This window comes from Photorhabdus kayaii (assembly GCF_025384895.1).
In the GTDB taxonomy this organism is placed as follows: domain Bacteria; phylum Pseudomonadota; class Gammaproteobacteria; order Enterobacterales; family Enterobacteriaceae; genus Photorhabdus; species Photorhabdus kayaii.
This window is the reverse complement of sequence record NZ_JAJAFZ010000046.1, coordinates 26,247-40,772: the sequence shown is the minus strand read 5'-3', so window position 1 is coordinate 40,772 and position 14,526 is coordinate 26,247. Positions and strand designations below refer to the sequence as shown.

At 44.4% G+C, this 14,526-nt stretch carries 14 protein-coding genes and 1 pseudogene; 6 read left to right on the top strand and 9 right to left on the bottom strand.

Annotated features, from left to right (window positions below; genetic code table 11):
- The 7 genes and pseudogenes from LGZ98_RS16220 to LGZ98_RS16190 all read right to left on the bottom strand — a co-directional run.
- Positions 1 to 1,127: PAAR domain-containing protein (locus LGZ98_RS16220; protein WP_262978288.1), on the bottom strand; the 1,127-nt coding region annotated here is incomplete at its 3' end.
- A 592-nt stretch (positions 1,128 to 1,719) separates the two neighbouring features.
- Complete coding sequence (gene degS / locus LGZ98_RS16215; RefSeq protein ID WP_262978287.1) at positions 1,720 to 2,781, bottom strand: outer membrane-stress sensor serine endopeptidase DegS; 1,062 nt, start codon at positions 2,779 to 2,781, stop codon at positions 1,720 to 1,722.
- Between the two features lie 1,444 nt (positions 2,782 to 4,225).
- Positions 4,226 to 4,405: pseudogene (locus LGZ98_RS16210) on the bottom strand (type II toxin-antitoxin system VapB family antitoxin).
- 68 nt (positions 4,406 to 4,473) lie between these two features.
- Positions 4,474 to 5,850, bottom strand: coding sequence for a serine endoprotease DegQ (gene degQ / locus LGZ98_RS16205; RefSeq protein ID WP_113043944.1), 1,377 nt, complete (start codon positions 5,848 to 5,850; stop codon positions 4,474 to 4,476).
- 236 nt (positions 5,851 to 6,086) lie between these two features.
- The gene (gene zapG / locus LGZ98_RS16200) at positions 6,087 to 6,491 is read right to left on the bottom strand and encodes a Z-ring associated protein ZapG (protein ID WP_113043966.1); all 405 of its coding nucleotides are present in this window, start codon (positions 6,489 to 6,491) and stop codon (positions 6,087 to 6,089) included.
- Positions 6,492 to 6,588: 97 nt separating this feature from the next.
- Positions 6,589 to 6,801, bottom strand: coding sequence for a hypothetical protein (locus tag LGZ98_RS16195; RefSeq protein WP_146748132.1), 213 nt, complete (start codon positions 6,799 to 6,801; stop codon positions 6,589 to 6,591).
- 47 nt (positions 6,802 to 6,848) lie between these two features.
- Positions 6,849 to 8,045: an RNA-guided endonuclease InsQ/TnpB family protein gene (locus LGZ98_RS16190; protein WP_262978286.1), complete on the bottom strand. Its 1,197-nt coding sequence runs from the start codon at positions 8,043 to 8,045 to the stop codon at positions 6,849 to 6,851.
- A gap of 22 nt (positions 8,046 to 8,067) precedes the next feature.
- Here LGZ98_RS16190 and tnpA point away from each other — a divergent pair, with 22 nt between their 5' ends.
- The 6 genes from tnpA to sspB all read left to right on the top strand — a co-directional run bounded on the left by tnpA (position 8,068) and on the right by sspB (position 12,304).
- Positions 8,068 to 8,484 carry an IS200/IS605 family transposase gene (gene tnpA, locus LGZ98_RS16185; protein WP_113043946.1) on the top strand — a complete coding sequence of 139 codons (417 nt, stop codon included), beginning with the start codon at positions 8,068 to 8,070 and terminating at the stop codon, positions 8,482 to 8,484.
- Between the two features lie 105 nt (positions 8,485 to 8,589).
- The gene (gene zapE / locus LGZ98_RS16180) at positions 8,590 to 9,723 is read left to right on the top strand and encodes a cell division protein ZapE (protein ID WP_113043947.1); all 1,134 of its coding nucleotides are present in this window, start codon (positions 8,590 to 8,592) and stop codon (positions 9,721 to 9,723) included.
- Between the two features lie 253 nt (positions 9,724 to 9,976).
- Positions 9,977 to 10,405 carry a 50S ribosomal protein L13 gene (gene rplM, locus LGZ98_RS16175; RefSeq protein ID WP_112878885.1) on the top strand — a complete coding sequence of 143 codons (429 nt, stop codon included), beginning with the start codon at positions 9,977 to 9,979 and terminating at the stop codon, positions 10,403 to 10,405.
- 15 nt (positions 10,406 to 10,420) lie between these two features.
- Entirely contained in the window at positions 10,421 to 10,813 is a 393-nt protein-coding gene (gene rpsI, locus LGZ98_RS16170) for a 30S ribosomal protein S9 (RefSeq protein ID WP_011148146.1), read from the top strand.
- Positions 10,814 to 11,143: 330 nt separating this feature from the next.
- Positions 11,144 to 11,785, top strand: a complete 642-nt coding sequence (gene sspA, locus LGZ98_RS16165; RefSeq protein WP_058589205.1) for a stringent starvation protein SspA — start codon at positions 11,144 to 11,146, stop codon at positions 11,783 to 11,785.
- Positions 11,786 to 11,788: 3 nt separating this feature from the next.
- The gene (gene sspB / locus LGZ98_RS16160) at positions 11,789 to 12,304 is read left to right on the top strand and encodes a ClpXP protease specificity-enhancing factor (RefSeq protein ID WP_262978285.1); all 516 of its coding nucleotides are present in this window, start codon (positions 11,789 to 11,791) and stop codon (positions 12,302 to 12,304) included.
- A gap of 52 nt (positions 12,305 to 12,356) precedes the next feature.
- On the opposite strand, the gene LGZ98_RS16155 is transcribed toward sspB, so the two are convergent.
- Both LGZ98_RS16155 and LGZ98_RS16150 read right to left on the bottom strand, forming a co-directional pair.
- A complete protein-coding gene (locus tag LGZ98_RS16155) occupies positions 12,357 to 12,863 on the bottom strand; it encodes a hypothetical protein (RefSeq protein WP_113043949.1) in 507 nt (168 codons plus the stop codon).
- Between the two features lie 238 nt (positions 12,864 to 13,101).
- Positions 13,102 to 14,520, bottom strand: coding sequence for a glutamate synthase small subunit (locus LGZ98_RS16150; protein WP_113043950.1), 1,419 nt, complete (start codon positions 14,518 to 14,520; stop codon positions 13,102 to 13,104).
- Positions 14,521 to 14,526 lie beyond the last annotated feature (6 nt).

Sequence of the window (14,526 nt, the reverse complement as noted above, 5' to 3'; positions counted from 1 at the left end):
TCGGCCCATTTGGGGCCGAACAGCCCGGCCAGGGCGGCGGTGGAGCGGTAAGTCCGGTTCAGGGTCAGCGGCAATACCCCCGGCAGGGCCAGCACCGGCCAGACCTGTAGGAAGTCGCCGGTCGCCACGTCTACCGGCTCGCCGGCTTTGCTACAGAGCTGACGGTTACAGCCGGTTTTTTTCACCGACGGGGTGGGTTCCGCCCCGGATTTGGCTTTGCCGCCGTTGCCTTTCCGGCCAAGCGGCAGCGGGAGCAGGCCGGCAATGGCGACCAGCCAGCGCAGGTCTTTGTTGTTGGCGGTCAGGATAGTCAGGGCCTCACCGGTTTGCGGGGTGATGGCAATTGAGGCGGCAGCGCTGTTGATATTGGCGTCACAGGTGGTGCGGTGGCCCAGCCGGGCAATGGGCTTGCCATTGGCAAACACCGTTTTCGCGCCTTCGGCAATCACCACCGGGCCGGGGTGGTCGCTGCACATAATTTTGTCCCCCTGACGGGCCACCGGCTGACCTTCAAAAAAGACGTCCGGCGAGCCTTCGACAATTTGGCCCTTATTCGCCCCATATTGCCCGAGTGCCGCGCCCACGGCCGAGACCAGTCCGCCGACAAAACCGCCTGCCAGCCCGGCCGCCGCCCCGGCCACCACGGCCATCGCCAGGCCGCCGGTCGCCACAATTAACCCGCCGACGGCCACCGCCGCCAGCGCGCCGAGCACCACGCCGCCCAGCGCGCCCCATAATCCGGCGCTTTTATTCTGGTGGGCAATCGCATCCCCCAGGCGGGCCGGGGCCTGGCCTTCGGTGGCGACGGTACTCTGGCCAAAAAAACCCATCACGCCATGGGTGAGGCTTTCGCCGATATCATTGCCTATCTGCGCCCCCAGTTTCCCGGCGGCCACCCCGGCGACCAGCGGGAGGGCGGCGGGAGCGCCGCCCACCGCAACGGTATACGTTATCGCCGCCGCCAGCGAATGACGCTGAAAATCCTCACTTTCCAGATAATTCAGCGCCGTATCGGCCGAAGCGCTGCCTTCGGTCGGTGGCGGAGCATTTCCCGCGGCGGTCGTCTCTGGTCTGGTTGCGCGCTGCGCGGCGCCGGCCCCCAGCCAGGCCATCATCAATACACTCATGACCCCTCCCGGACACTATTGTGGGTTATCATCCCGGCGGGGCTGAAACGAGGTCATGATAGTGAGCCGCTGTTTTAGCTGGATTGAGGGCTTGTTGCATGTTAGACCGCCAGCGCTTTGAGCACTCAGGCGGTCAGAGATTTGTTCGGCGCTAAATCGCCTGCATTGGTTTTTTTGGAATGACATCACGCTTCCCTTATCATTTTTGAGGTTTACAACGCACAGCACAGTTGCCCGGCATGCGGCGCATAGTTATAAGCTACCCAAGGGTTAAAGAACCTCGGGCAAGTTACGTCAGAACTATAAAGGCGCTAGCAGTCTGTTGTTGATGGTCTTATTGATAACCTGTATTGAACAGGCAACATCGGGGATATTCCATTGCTGCTTAAGAGTACAGTTAAGATAACTAATAAGTCGTTTTATTTGTTTAATATCCAATCAAGAACATATAATAAAAAATTCATGTTGTCCCGTCTGTTTGGGTGATGAACATTTGATTAACATTAATAAATGTGATGTGTGTCGCAAAAGTTTTTTTAAACTAAACCAGCAGCGTTAATCAAAAATCCGATTTAAGTGAAGCTCAGATTAATTAATATTCATCAAATTCTTCAATGGTCACTTGCAGCGATAACAATTTCCCATTGCGCAATAAAGTGACAGGAACAACGCTGCCGGGGCGTATTTCAGCGACTTGATCCATTGTTTCAACCGCAGAAATAGCGGGTTTGTTATTGACACTGGTAATGATATCACCCACTTTAATACTGGCTTTTTGCGCTGGCCCGTTTGCAGTCACCTGAAATACTCGTAATCCCTGAATCTGGTTAATATTGCCGTTAGAAGAGCGAATATGTGGCAGCTCTTGTGACGTTATGCCGATAAAACCCCGGATAACCCGTCCGTCACGGATAAGTTTTTGCATAATTTTAGTGGCGAGTTCAGTCGGAATAGCAAACCCCAGTCCTTCTGGCGTTTCACCATTTTCACTTTTATCGAATGATAATGTATTGATACCCACCAGCTCACCAAGGGTGTTAATCAGCGCTCCGCCGGAGTTACCTTGATTAATGGAAGCATCAGTTTGGAGAAAGTTTTGGCGGCGGGTAGGGCTTAATCCAACGCGACCGGTAGCGCTAATAATCCCTTGAGTAATGGTTTGCCCCAAGTTGTAAGGGTTACCAATGGCTAGAACGACATCTCCCACATGCGCGACTCTATTTGGATTAATCGTTATGACAGGCAGGTTCTCGGCATTAATTTTCAGGACAGCAAGATCCGTTAAGCTATCAGAACCTATGACCAGAGCTTCATAAAAATGACCGTCTTGCAGTGCAACAATAATTTGTCCTGCATTATTAATGACGTGTTTATTGGTAAGGATGTAGCCCTTATCGCTCATGATGACGCCGGAACCAAGGGTATGGTTTTCCCGACCTTGATGAGAAAAACTCCCCATGTTGCTGCTGTAGACGTTAACCACGGCGGGCGCCGCCCTGCGGACACCTTTATTAAAGCTGAATGGAATTTCGTCATTACTGTTGCTGGTAATTGCAGATATCAGCCCGCTAGGGCGCAGCGATGGAATGGTAATTAGCAAAATTACAGCTACAAGTAATCCTAAAAAAGCAGAGCGCAGCAACTTGGCAATCATGGGTATTATTCAGTGTGAGTTGATGAGTCATGGCAGGATAACATAGAAATTAACAGACACCGCATTATGCTGTATCTACTTTTAGCGCTTCGATTATCACTATTGAGTTTTCATTAATCATAAAACGAAAAAATTTGTACTGACAGTTTACGAGGGTATTAAACTTTTTTTATCGCATTTTGCTACAACCGGAGGGGTTTTAACGCTGTTTTCACTATCTTTAACTTTTCGTTTTAGCGCTTTTTATTTACTTCGTCATGTTGAGATTCACTCAGATTAAATCATGTGAGGTGTCGTTTTTCATATCGTTTGAAAGCAAGGCGTGACAGAAATTTTCACTCATTCAGGTAAGATAAGGTACGCTTTATCTGCATATGATAAAACAGTCGTTAAAAAACCGTTTATGGTCTATCAGTGTAGTTTTAAAATCTGGAAAAAATAGTAAGCGTATTATGAAAAAACAGGTAAAAACTTTAATCATTAAAGGTGAAAATAAGTGATTAAGGCTTTTTTAAAATGGGTAAAAAATTCGACGTTATACTGGCATTGTAAGAGAAAACATCAGGAAAAACCGGTCTTGAATTGATTAATAAAGTGACAGCGTTAATCCAATAATAAGAATAAAAATATTTAAATAACGTTTCGTAATTATGCTACACATAGCCTTCTTCAACCCATTGTTATACATAGAATTATGAGTGGTATAAGATGTAGCACTATTTTGAAATCTTATTTAACAGGATTAACCAAATTAAGCTAATGTGCTTAAATAAGTGGTTTTGTATGGGTTGTAAGGCGTTTATGAAAAACAGAGTCAATCATTAAAGAAAATCGATAAACCTTTAGGTTGACTAGATTAGCAGTATTAAATATTGAGCTTAAATACTATTAGCATATCTGCTCTGGTTTTAAAGTTGAAGAGTTAAATACGGGAAAAGAGAAAACCTAAACATCAGTTTAATGAAAGTGGGAAAGTTAAATACGTATCAGGAAACGAAAAATCATTAGGTTTATAAAAACTGCTTAATCAAAACCATCTATTGGATGCATTTTTGCTTTAAAAAATAGGAAAACCCCAGGAATGATAATTGTTTTACAGATGCCATCTTTTTTAACATGGTTAACTTTCTCTTTTTACTTGTATTTCCAGTTATTAGTGAATGCAAGCATTTTTTATCGGTAATTAACTCATCTGAGGATTTAAAAAGTAGGTATCCCATTAATGCCAACTTTTTAAAAAGTGCAGAGTAAATAAATATGCTCTATTCCTTACTATGAACATTTAAAAGTGAGAATGCAGAGAAATTAAAGGTTTTATGTGAAAGTAAAAGGCGGATTTAACTCAATGATGCATTTTTTATAAGAACAGTTAATTACATTTAATCAAATGCTATTAACCATTAACAGAAAGAGGCAACTTGAAAGATGACGGGTATATATTTTTTCATAACTTAACGCGTCCTTCTTCCATAATATCCAGCCGTTCGGTTAAAAAGCCAGAGTTAGCTTTTTCTTGTTACAAAAAGGAATTCCAACAGGATTTAACCGGCCGCAGAATAATGATATCGTCTTCACGAATAATCTCCAATTCGTTTACTCCCTCGAAATCGAGGTCGCGAGGGATATCAGCGACTTAAGACACAGCTTTATGCTGTGTCTTAAATGGAATGAGATCGATTTTTACTAAAAGTATTAATTTCTCAGTAACAGATAGATACTCTCTTCTCCGCGAAGGATGTTCAGCGCTATGACGGGTGGTTTAGAATCAATAACTTTGCGCAGTTCATTAATATTCTGTACCCGTTCATTATTGATCCCAACAATCAGGTCATTTTTCTGTAAGCCAGATAACGCCGCCGGTGAGTTTTGAGCAACACTATCGATTTTCACACCGTAAGTCCCTTTCACTTCACCATTGCTTAGGGTTGCACCTTGCAGGGCAAGAGTTAGATTTCCGGCTTTGGTTGTTTGACCTTCACTGTTTTCCAGCGTAACAGAAACCTCCATTGGCTTACCTTTACGCAATAAACCAATTTTAATTTCTTTACCTGGTATCGTTGTGCCGATTTTGGCTTTCAGTTCAGCAAAGCTACTAATCTTCTTACCGTCAACGGAAATAAGAATATCGCCGGATTTAATACCTGCTTTCGCTGCTGCGGATTTTGGTAATACTTCACTGACAAATGCTCCGCGCTGGGCGTCAATATTGAATGCCTTAGCGATATCGGAATTCATTTCAGTGCCTTTAATACCGAGAATACCGCGTTTTACTTCACCATGCGCGATAAGCTGCTCGCTCAGGGTTTTTGCCATATTACTTGGGATAGCAAAGCCGATACCGATGTTACCACCACCTGGGGCTAGAATAGCGGTATTGATACCGATTAATTCACCATTCAAATTAACCAGTGCGCCACCGGAGTTGCCACGGTTAATAGAGGCATCTGTTTGGATGAAGTTTTCCAATCCTTCCAGATTCAAACCGCTACGCCCTAACGCAGAGATAATGCCGGAAGTTGCAGTTTGACCAAGGCCAAATGGATTACCAACTGCAACAGCGAAATCACCAACTCGGAGCTTATCAGAATCGGCCATAGTAATTGCAGTTAAATTCTTAGCATCTTTCAGTTGCAGTAAGGCAATATCGGTCTGAGGATCGCGGCCTAATAATTTGGCTTCATATTCGCGGCCATCATTCAATTGCACACGGATTTTATCTGCATTTTCAATAACGTGATTGTTGGTTAATATATAACCTTTGGCAGCGTCAATGATGACACCTGAACCAAGCCCTTGGAATGGGCGGGTACTTTCACGGCCCATGGGTAGATTTGGACCAAAGAAGAATCTGAATTCTTCAGGTATACTCTGTTCCTGTTGTACCTGCGTACCAGAGACATGCACGCTGACAACGGCTGGCAGGACTTTTTCAAGCATCGGTGCGAGGCTTGGCAACGCCTGACCGGCGATAGCAGCAGGCAAAGCAGCCTGGCTAATCGTAGGGACAGAAATTGTAGACAATCCGATACTGATTGCTAATGCACTAAGGAATAAGTGTTTTCTTTTCATCTAATTTTGTTCTCTTGTATACCTAAGCCGAAGGCTAACTGAGTTAATTCTGGCAAGCTGCCATGATTACTCTATGACTGTTAATTATTAAATAAAGTTCATCGGGCAAACAGATTTAGCATGATTCTTTACAGGTATTTACATGATTGAAAAACAAAAAAACAAAACTTGTAGGTAGATAATAGCTTTTACATTTGAATTAATGCTGTGGCACACGATGTGCCACAGCAGGGTATTTACTGGTTTTTTTCATTCATCGGACGAAACAGGCCGGAAGCGCTATCGGAATAATCTCTTGGTGGCATTTTAACCGGAGATTGATCATTATCCGCTTCTGACTCAGTCAATCGATAATTAAATGGATTTTCTTGTGCTGGCATATTTGGCATCAGTTCATGAGAGCTTTTAGCCATATGTTGATATAACTGACGATAATCGCGAGCCATATTGTCGAGTAATTCTGCGCTACGGGCAAAATGACCAACTAATTCTTTACGGTACTCTTCCAGTTCTGATTTATTATTCTCCAATTCAGTTTGTAAGGCTTTCTGCTGGCGCAGCTTAGTGTTACCAAAACGCATAACTAGCGCTCCGATAGCAAAACCAACCACCAATCCAATCAGTGCATACTCCCAAGTCATAGTCATAGCTACTCCTTCATCGACATCGTTGTTCCGCAGAATGTTTCACTTAATTATCGTCACTATAACCGTTAATCTAGTTAGAGTGGAATATTGATCATGATTTACATTTGCTTGTATACCCGTCATCTTTCAAGTTGCCTCTTTGTTGGCTGCGCTCACTCACCCCGGTCTCATCGTTCTCTATGCTCTCGGGGATTCGCTCCCTTGCCGTCGCGATGCATCTTGAAATCCATAGGGTATAGATCTTATTGTGGACCTTAATTGTAGACAATTGATCCGATAATAAGGTCAATCTGAATCTTGACATCCTCCCCGCCCAAAGGACGAGGATTCCTACTATGTTCAGACCGAAGTCTAAATCATTTCGGTGGGTTCCTGCTTCAACGGGCGGTCTGACTGCACCCTCCCTCCACAGGCAAGCACGGCATGCCCTGCCGCTAAAATATTGCGCGTTCCGTTGATATCGGCGTTTGCGGTATAGCCACATGCCTGACACTCGAATTTATTCTGTGACTGGCGGTTTTCTTTTGCGGTATGACCACAGCAAGCACATTGTTGACTGGTATAGGCTGGCGCTATGGCTAATACCTGACCTCCGCGCCAGAGCTGCTTATACTCAAGCTGACGGCGCATTTCATACCAGCCCTGATCCAGTATCGCGCGGTTTAAGCCTGATTTTGCTCGTACATTGCGTCCAGGCTGTTCTGTCGTTCCTTTCGCCGATTTTGACAGGTTTCTGACCTTCAAGTCCTCCATGACTATCATTGCGTGGTTTTTGCTGATTGTCGTGGTGACTTTATGAAGATAGTCCTTGCGTATGTTGGCTATATGGGTGTGCAGTTTCTGAATTTTTCGTTTCTGTTTCTGCCAGTTAGCGCTGAACTTCACTTTTCGGCTTAACTGACGCTGGAGTCTCGCCAGCTTATGCAGGCTGGTTTTAAAACTGTTTACAGGCTCGTATACCGTGCCATCTGAAAGGGTGGCCAGTTTTGCTACCCCCGCATCAAGCCCCACCATTGATGAGGATTCATGCCGGGGCTCTGTCGTCTCATACTCTGTCTGGAGGCTGGCGTACCATCTGCCGCATGACTGGCTGACGGTGACGTTCTTCACTTCACTGATGACTTCACGGCTGCTGTGATAGCGTAGCCAGCCCAGCCTGGGAAGAAAAATACGGCTGTTGGCCTGATCCAGTTTGACACCCTGTGGATAGCGGAAAGCATCGTGACATCCCCGCTTTTTGAAACGGGGAAACGCGGCTCGCTTTTGAAAGCAGTTTTTGTAGGCTCGCTCCAGATCTTTAAGAGACTGCTGCAAGGGCTGTGATGGGGCGTCTTTAAGCCATGGTGTCTCGGTGTCAGATTTCCATGCAATGAGCCATGATGCCATTTTTGGATAGGGAATGTACTTATTTCCCGATTCAGAGTTTTCATTTTGGTGAGCCAAAGCCCGATTGAAAACAAAACGACAAGCTCCAGCGAAGCGTCGCATATCACGCTCCTGCTGACCATTGGGTCTTAACTGGAATTTGAAGGCTTGTAATCGTTTCATCCCCGCCATTATACTTTGGTCTATGAAAAATGAAACGGATATTCGCCGTGGAAGACACTGTATTTTCCTGATGCACGTCCACTTGGTATTTGTCACAAAATACAGGCGAAAAATATTTGATCAGGATGCGATTGAAAAGCTACGAGGCTATTTTGCCCGTGTCTGTGCCGATTTTGCTGTTGAACTGGTTGAAATGGATGGCGAACAAGATCATGTTCACCTGCTAATTAATTACCCCCCTAAATTGGCCGTATCTAATCTGGTTAACAGCCTCAAAGGGGTATCGAGTCGATTGCTTCGCCGAGATCGTCCTGATATTGCACAGCGCTATTACTACAAAGGTGTTCTTTGGACACCGAGTTATTTTGCGGGTAGTTGTGGCGGGGCGCCAATATCAATCATTCGCCAATACATTGAGCAACAGCAAACACCGAGTTAGTCTGAATACCGCGCCTTATATCACCGCCCTGAAGGACCGGGGTTTTACGGCGCATCGGATAAAAACGATAAAAAACGGGCGATTATTTTAAGGATTGTTATTGTTATGCCATCATTGACTACCCCTTCATCATATTATCAACAAGCCCTTTCTGAGGGTAAATACCAACCAGATGATGTTCAGCGCCAAGTTGTAGCGCAATTGGATACCATTCACAATACTCTGATTAATGCTTCTCCCAGTAATCCCGTGAGGCGACAAAGCTTGAAAAGGCGTCTGAGTAAACTGTTAGGAAAGCAGGCTTCAATGAGCTGTGCGCCTGTTCAAGGGCTTTATATGTGGGGGGGCGTGGGTAGAGGGAAAACTTGGTTAATGGATATGTTTTACCAGAGTTTACCCGGTGAAAGAAAACTACGCTTGCATTTCCATCGTTTTATGCTGCGGGTACATGAAGAATTAAAGGTATTGCAAGGGCATGAAAATCCGCTGGATATTGTGGCTGATGGTTTTAAAACGGAAACAGATGTACTTTGCTTTGATGAATTTTTTGTCTCCGATATTACTGATGCGATGATTCTTGGTACATTGTTGGAAGCGCTGTTTGTCAGGGGGATTACCTTGATTGCAACGTCAAATATTCCTCCTGATGAACTCTATCGTAATGGTTTACAGAGAGCTCGCTTTTTGCCTGCTATTGAGCAGATCAAAAAATATTGTGACGTGATGAATGTGGATTCGGGTATTGACTATCGGTTGCGCACGTTGACTCAAGCTCATCTCTATTTCACACCGCTGAATGAAGATAATGAACGCGCGATGGATCAAATGTTTATTCTTTTGACCGGTAATAATAGTAGAGAACAAGCCTCTGTATTGGAAATTAACCACCGGCAGATGCCCGCGATTCGTCATGCTGATGGTGTATTGGCAATTGGATTTAAAGTTTTGTGTGAAGATGCGCGTAGTCAGATGGATTACATTGTTTTATCAAAACTTTATCACACGGTTTTGTTATATCAGGTTCCGGCGATAATGCCGGGTAATGAAAATGCCGCTCGCCGTTTCCTGGCGCTGGTTGATGAATTTTACGAACGCCGGGTAAAATTGATAATTAATGCGGCGGTGCCGATGGAGCAAATTTACCAAGGGGTGTTGTTGGTTTTCGAATACCAGCGTTGCTTATCCCGTTTGCAAGAGATGCAAAGTGAAGAGTATCTGAAATTACCTCATTTACCTTAATTTTGTGTTTACCCGTATATTTCAGACTCAAAACTGATTTTAAATATTCAAATTGGGGTCGATTTTTATTTTTGACTTCTCTATAATCTTGCGACCCCACGTTACGGCAATGTTTTTTTCCCAAAAACTTGCAATAGTGCCGGCATAGGCTATTCGAAGGGGTAGGTTTGCTGGACAAGAGTCGTGTGAACCTCAGCAAGTTTCTGAACCTTGAGTGTTCACCAACGTGTAACTTATTATTGGGTAAGCTTTAATGAAAACTTTTACAGCTAAACCAGAGACCGTAAAACGCGACTGGTATGTTGTTGACGCAGATGGCAAAACTTTAGGCCGTCTTGCAACTGAAGTGGCTAGTCGTCTGCGCGGCAAGCATAAAGCGGAATACACTCCGCATGTTGATACCGGTGATTACATCATCATCGTTAATGCAGAAAAAGTTGCAGTCACCGGCAACAAGCGTTCTGATAAAATCTACTATCACCACACCGGTCATATCGGTGGTATTAAGCAAGCGACCTTTGAAGAGATGATTGCCCGCCGCCCTGAGCGTGTAATTGAAATCGCGGTTAAAGGCATGCTGCCAAAAGGGCCGCTGGGCCGTGCAATGTACCGTAAACTGAAAGTTTATGCAGGTAGCGAGCACAACCATGCGGCACAGCAACCGCAAGTTCTGGACATTTAATCGGGATTATAGGCAATGGCTGAAAATCAATACTACGGCACTGGTCGCCGCAAAAGCTCTTCCGCACGTGTCTTTATTAAGCCAGGTAGCGGTAATATCGTCATCAACAAACGCAGTCTTGAAGTTTACTTCGGCCGTGAAACAGCGCGCATGGTTGTTCGTCAGCCGCTGGAGTTGGTTGATATGTTGGGTAAACTGGATCTGTACATCACTGTTAAAGGTGGTGGTATTTCTGGTCAAGCAGGTGCAATCCGTCACGGTATCACCCGCGCACTGATGGCGTATGACGAAACTCTGCGTTCTGATCTTCGTAAAGCTGGCTTCGTTACCCGCGATGCTCGTGAAGTTGAACGTAAGAAGGTTGGTCTGCGTAAAGCACGTCGTCGTCCACAGTTCTCCAAACGTTAATTTTTTGTCTTTATGGCAATTATTTAATGTGCAAACCCGTCTTTGTGGCGGGTTTTTTACTTAATTATCCACACACTTCCCCCAAAATGTACAAAATCTGGTAAACTAGTGCCAATTTTTGCCTCATCCATTTGTCTGCCTACTATTTGAACGGTAGTAATTACGTTGAAACGGTAATGACTGCGTTGAAACGAGAGTCATTGTGTTGAGTAGCGCATTCCGTATTCACCGTTGTGACGTAGAAACATAAAGGATGAGAATGAATGAGTAAGAATAGTCGTGGTCGTGTGGGGCTATTCATTCCCTTTTTAGATAAACTTGGAGGTTTTCATGGCTGTCGCTGCCAACAAACGTTCGGTAATGACTCTGTTTTCAGGCCCGGCCGACATTTTTAGCCATCAAGTGCGAATTGTATTGGCGGAAAAAGGTGTCAGTGTTGAAGTTGAGCAGGTTGAGGCAGGTAACCTGCCACAGGACCTTATCGATCTGAACCCTTATCAGACAGTTCCGACTTTGGTTGATCGTGAGCTGACGCTATATGATTCCCGCATCATTATGGAATATCTGGATGAACGCTTTCCTCATCCACCATTAATGCCTGTGTATCCAGTTGCCCGTGGTTCCAGCCGTTTGATGATGCACCGCATCGAAAAAGACTGGTATTCCCTGATGCATACTATTGAGGAAGGCAATTCTCAAGAGGCCAATACTGCCCGTAAACGATTAGCAGAAGAGTTGCTAGCAGTGGCGCCAATATTTAAAGAGATGCCATTCTTTATGAGCGAAGAATTCAGTTTGGTTGATTGTTATCTTGCTCCTTTACTGTGGCGTTTACCGGTATTGGGTATAGAATTACCGAGTTCTGGTACTAAAGATTTACAAATTTACATGCAGCGTGTCTTTGAGCGTGATGCATTCTTGGCTTCATTAACCGAAGCTGAACGTGAAATGCGCTTGCAATCCAGGAGCTGATTTATGGAGCTGTCTCAAATGTCTCCCCGTCGTCCTTATTTGTTGCGTGCTCACTACGAGTGGTTACTCGATAATGATATGACTCCGCATCTGGTTATAGACGTGACTTTACGTGGAGTTAATGTACCAATGGAATATGCCCGTGATGGGCAAATTGTGCTGAATATAGCGCCGAGAGCTGTTGGTAATCTTGAGTTAACCAATGATGAAGTACGCTTCAATGCCCGTTTTGGTGGCGTTCCCCGTCGGGTTAATGTACCGATGGCGGCAGTTATTGCGATTTGTGGCCGTGAAAATGGGGCGGGAATGATGTTTGAGCCTGAAGCAGCTTATAAAGATGAATATCTTTTTAAATCCGCTTCAGATCAGGATAAGGCTGATACCTCTGCATCCGCGACAGATAATCTGGTATTAGTTACGGATGCATTGCCCGGTGCTGGAGATGATAATGGAGCTTCACCTGATGATGAGCCACCAAAACCGACGAGAGGGCGCCCTGCTTTACGGGTAGTAAAATAAGCGTTAAAAAGAGGGGGCGGTTTGCCTCCTTATTTTTTTTCAAATTCATTGATTAGAATTCTGTATTGTAGGCTTTTTCTAATTCCCAAAAACAATCTTCAGCTCTGTTTTTAGCTTTGAAATCTGTGATAGCGCTTAAGCTCCTTTTAACCTTATTTACAAATTCTATTTTATTCTCTCTGGTCCCCAGTTCTGGTGGGATTGTGCAGATATCGGCCAATGATATATTGTTTTCTTTATCTACGTTAGCAAGGACTTCAGCAGGATTATTAATTAATGCTAAGGATAATGCGTAGTGAACTTCTTTGGCAAAACCTAGGTGTATGCTTTGCGTTAATTTAAAAGCCAGTTTTATCCATTTACTATCACCAGTAGAAATGTTGTGAGTGATTTCTTGTTTGGCTCCTATTTCACCTAATTCTGCCACTACAGAATTGGTACCTCTATTCATAATTTCTTTATTAATATTTTCAGATGTTAAGGGCTGTGATAAAGCAAGTGCTGTATGACTGATAAACAGCATTGGAGATAATAAAGTTAAGGTTTTTATTAGCTTCATTAATATTTCCAGTATTTATAGTTGAATAAGCATCGTGATATTTGTGTCGGTTAATTGGAATGTTTTATTTAAGACCCACACTAATGAGAATGAATATTCCAAAATATTATGTACGACAGTAATAAGTGTGGAATGTTCATTAAATTCACTTACTTTTTTGTGTAAGGGTAATCCAATTAATATAAGTTATCGAACTGATGATAGAAAGAGTTGGGAGCTGAAAAGCTCCCTTGGTTGATTAGATGTTGAGATAATCAAGAATGCCTTGCGCGGCTTTACGCCCCTCGGCAATTGCGGTTACAACGAGATCTGAGCCACGAACAGCATCTCCACCAGCAAATATCTGCGGATTGCTAGTTTGAAAGGGAGTGTCTGAGTACTCTGGTGCGACAATACGTCCTTGTTTATCCAAGGTTACTTGGTGATCACTTAGCCAGTTCATGGTATGTGGTTTAAAGCCGAATGCCATGATCACTGCATCGGCCTTAAGCAGGTGTTCCGATCCTGCGATAATTTCAGCTTGGCGGCGTCCATTTTCATCAGGTTGACCTAATTGAGTCCGTACCATTTTTATGCCACAAACTTGACCTGAATGGTTGATTTCAATCCTGACCGGTTGCAGATTAAACAGAAATTCCACACCTTCTTCCTTGGAATTTTTGACTTCACGCTGAGAGCCTGGCATGTTGATTTCGTCACGACGATAAGCACAGGTAACTGAAGCTGCTTTTTGGCGAATAGCCGTTCTGACACAATCCATTGCAGTATCACCGCCACCAAGCACCACGACCCGCTTACCTTGCATATTGATGAAAGGTTGCGATTGTAGGGCGGGATAACCCATCAAATGTCGGGTATTGGCAGTCAGAAATGGCAGCGCATCATAAACACCATCAGCATCTTCATTTGTCAGCCCCCCACGCATTGACTGATAGGTTCCTACACCAAGAAATACCGCATCAAACTGCTCAGTCAGTTCAGATAAGGCAATATCTTTGCCTATTTCAGTATTGAGCCGGAATTCAATTCCCATCTCAGAGAAAATTTCACGGCGGCGTATCATGACCTCTTTTTCCAGTTTAAACGCCGGTATGCCAAAGGTGAGTAATCCACCGATTTCCGGGTGACGATCAAAAACAACGGCTTGTACGCCATTACGAGTCAATACATCAGCACAAGCTAACCCAGCAGGGCCTGCACCAATAATCGCAACCTGTTTGCCCGTTGGCTGAACTTGTGACATATCGGGCTTCCAGCCCATAGCAATCGCTTTATCATTGATGTAGCGTTCAATATTACCAATGGTTACTGCACCGAACTCATCATTCAGAGTGCAAGCGCCTTCACAAAGGCGATCCTGTGGACAAACACGACCACAAACTTCCGGCAGGCTGTTTGTTTGATGGGATAAATCAGCCGCTTCCATAATACGTCCTTCATTGGCAAGTTTAAGCCAATTGGGAATGTAGTTATGAACGGGACATTTCCATTCGCAATAAGGGTTACCGCAAGAAAGGCAGCGATCAGCCTGTGTCTGTGCCTGAATGGCTGAAAATGGCTCATAGATTTCCACAAATTCTATTTTACGGATTTTCAACGGCTTTTTAGGCGGATCGACGCGTTGTAAGTCGATAAATTGATATACATTCTGGCTCATCTTGGC

Excerpts from the sequence above, each read along its gene's own strand:
- tnpA (WP_113043946.1), top strand. The coding sequence starts at position 8,068 with ATGAAAAATGAAACGGATATTCGCCGTGGAAGACACTGTATTTTCCTG.
- LGZ98_RS16155 (WP_113043949.1), bottom strand. The coding sequence starts at position 12,863 with ATGAAGCTAATAAAAACCTTAACTTTATTATCTCCAATGCTGTTTATC.
- sspB (WP_262978285.1), top strand. The coding sequence starts at position 11,789 with ATGGAGCTGTCTCAAATGTCTCCCCGTCGTCCTTATTTGTTGCGTGCT.
- zapG (WP_113043966.1), bottom strand. The coding sequence starts at position 6,491 with ATGACTTGGGAGTATGCACTGATTGGATTGGTGGTTGGTTTTGCTATC.
- zapE (WP_113043947.1), top strand. The coding sequence starts at position 8,590 with ATGCCATCATTGACTACCCCTTCATCATATTATCAACAAGCCCTTTCT.
- rplM (WP_112878885.1), top strand. The coding sequence starts at position 9,977 with ATGAAAACTTTTACAGCTAAACCAGAGACCGTAAAACGCGACTGGTAT.
- LGZ98_RS16190 (WP_262978286.1), bottom strand. The coding sequence starts at position 8,045 with ATGAAACGATTACAAGCCTTCAAATTCCAGTTAAGACCCAATGGTCAG.
- rpsI (WP_011148146.1), top strand. The coding sequence starts at position 10,421 with ATGGCTGAAAATCAATACTACGGCACTGGTCGCCGCAAAAGCTCTTCC.
- sspA (WP_058589205.1), top strand. The coding sequence starts at position 11,144 with ATGGCTGTCGCTGCCAACAAACGTTCGGTAATGACTCTGTTTTCAGGC.
- LGZ98_RS16195 (WP_146748132.1), bottom strand. The coding sequence starts at position 6,801 with ATGTCAAGATTCAGATTGACCTTATTATCGGATCAATTGTCTACAATT.
- LGZ98_RS16150 (WP_113043950.1), bottom strand. The coding sequence starts at position 14,520 with ATGAGCCAGAATGTATATCAATTTATCGACTTACAACGCGTCGATCCG.
- degS (WP_262978287.1), bottom strand. The coding sequence starts at position 2,781 with ATGATTGCCAAGTTGCTGCGCTCTGCTTTTTTAGGATTACTTGTAGCT.
- degQ (WP_113043944.1), bottom strand. The coding sequence starts at position 5,850 with ATGAAAAGAAAACACTTATTCCTTAGTGCATTAGCAATCAGTATCGGA.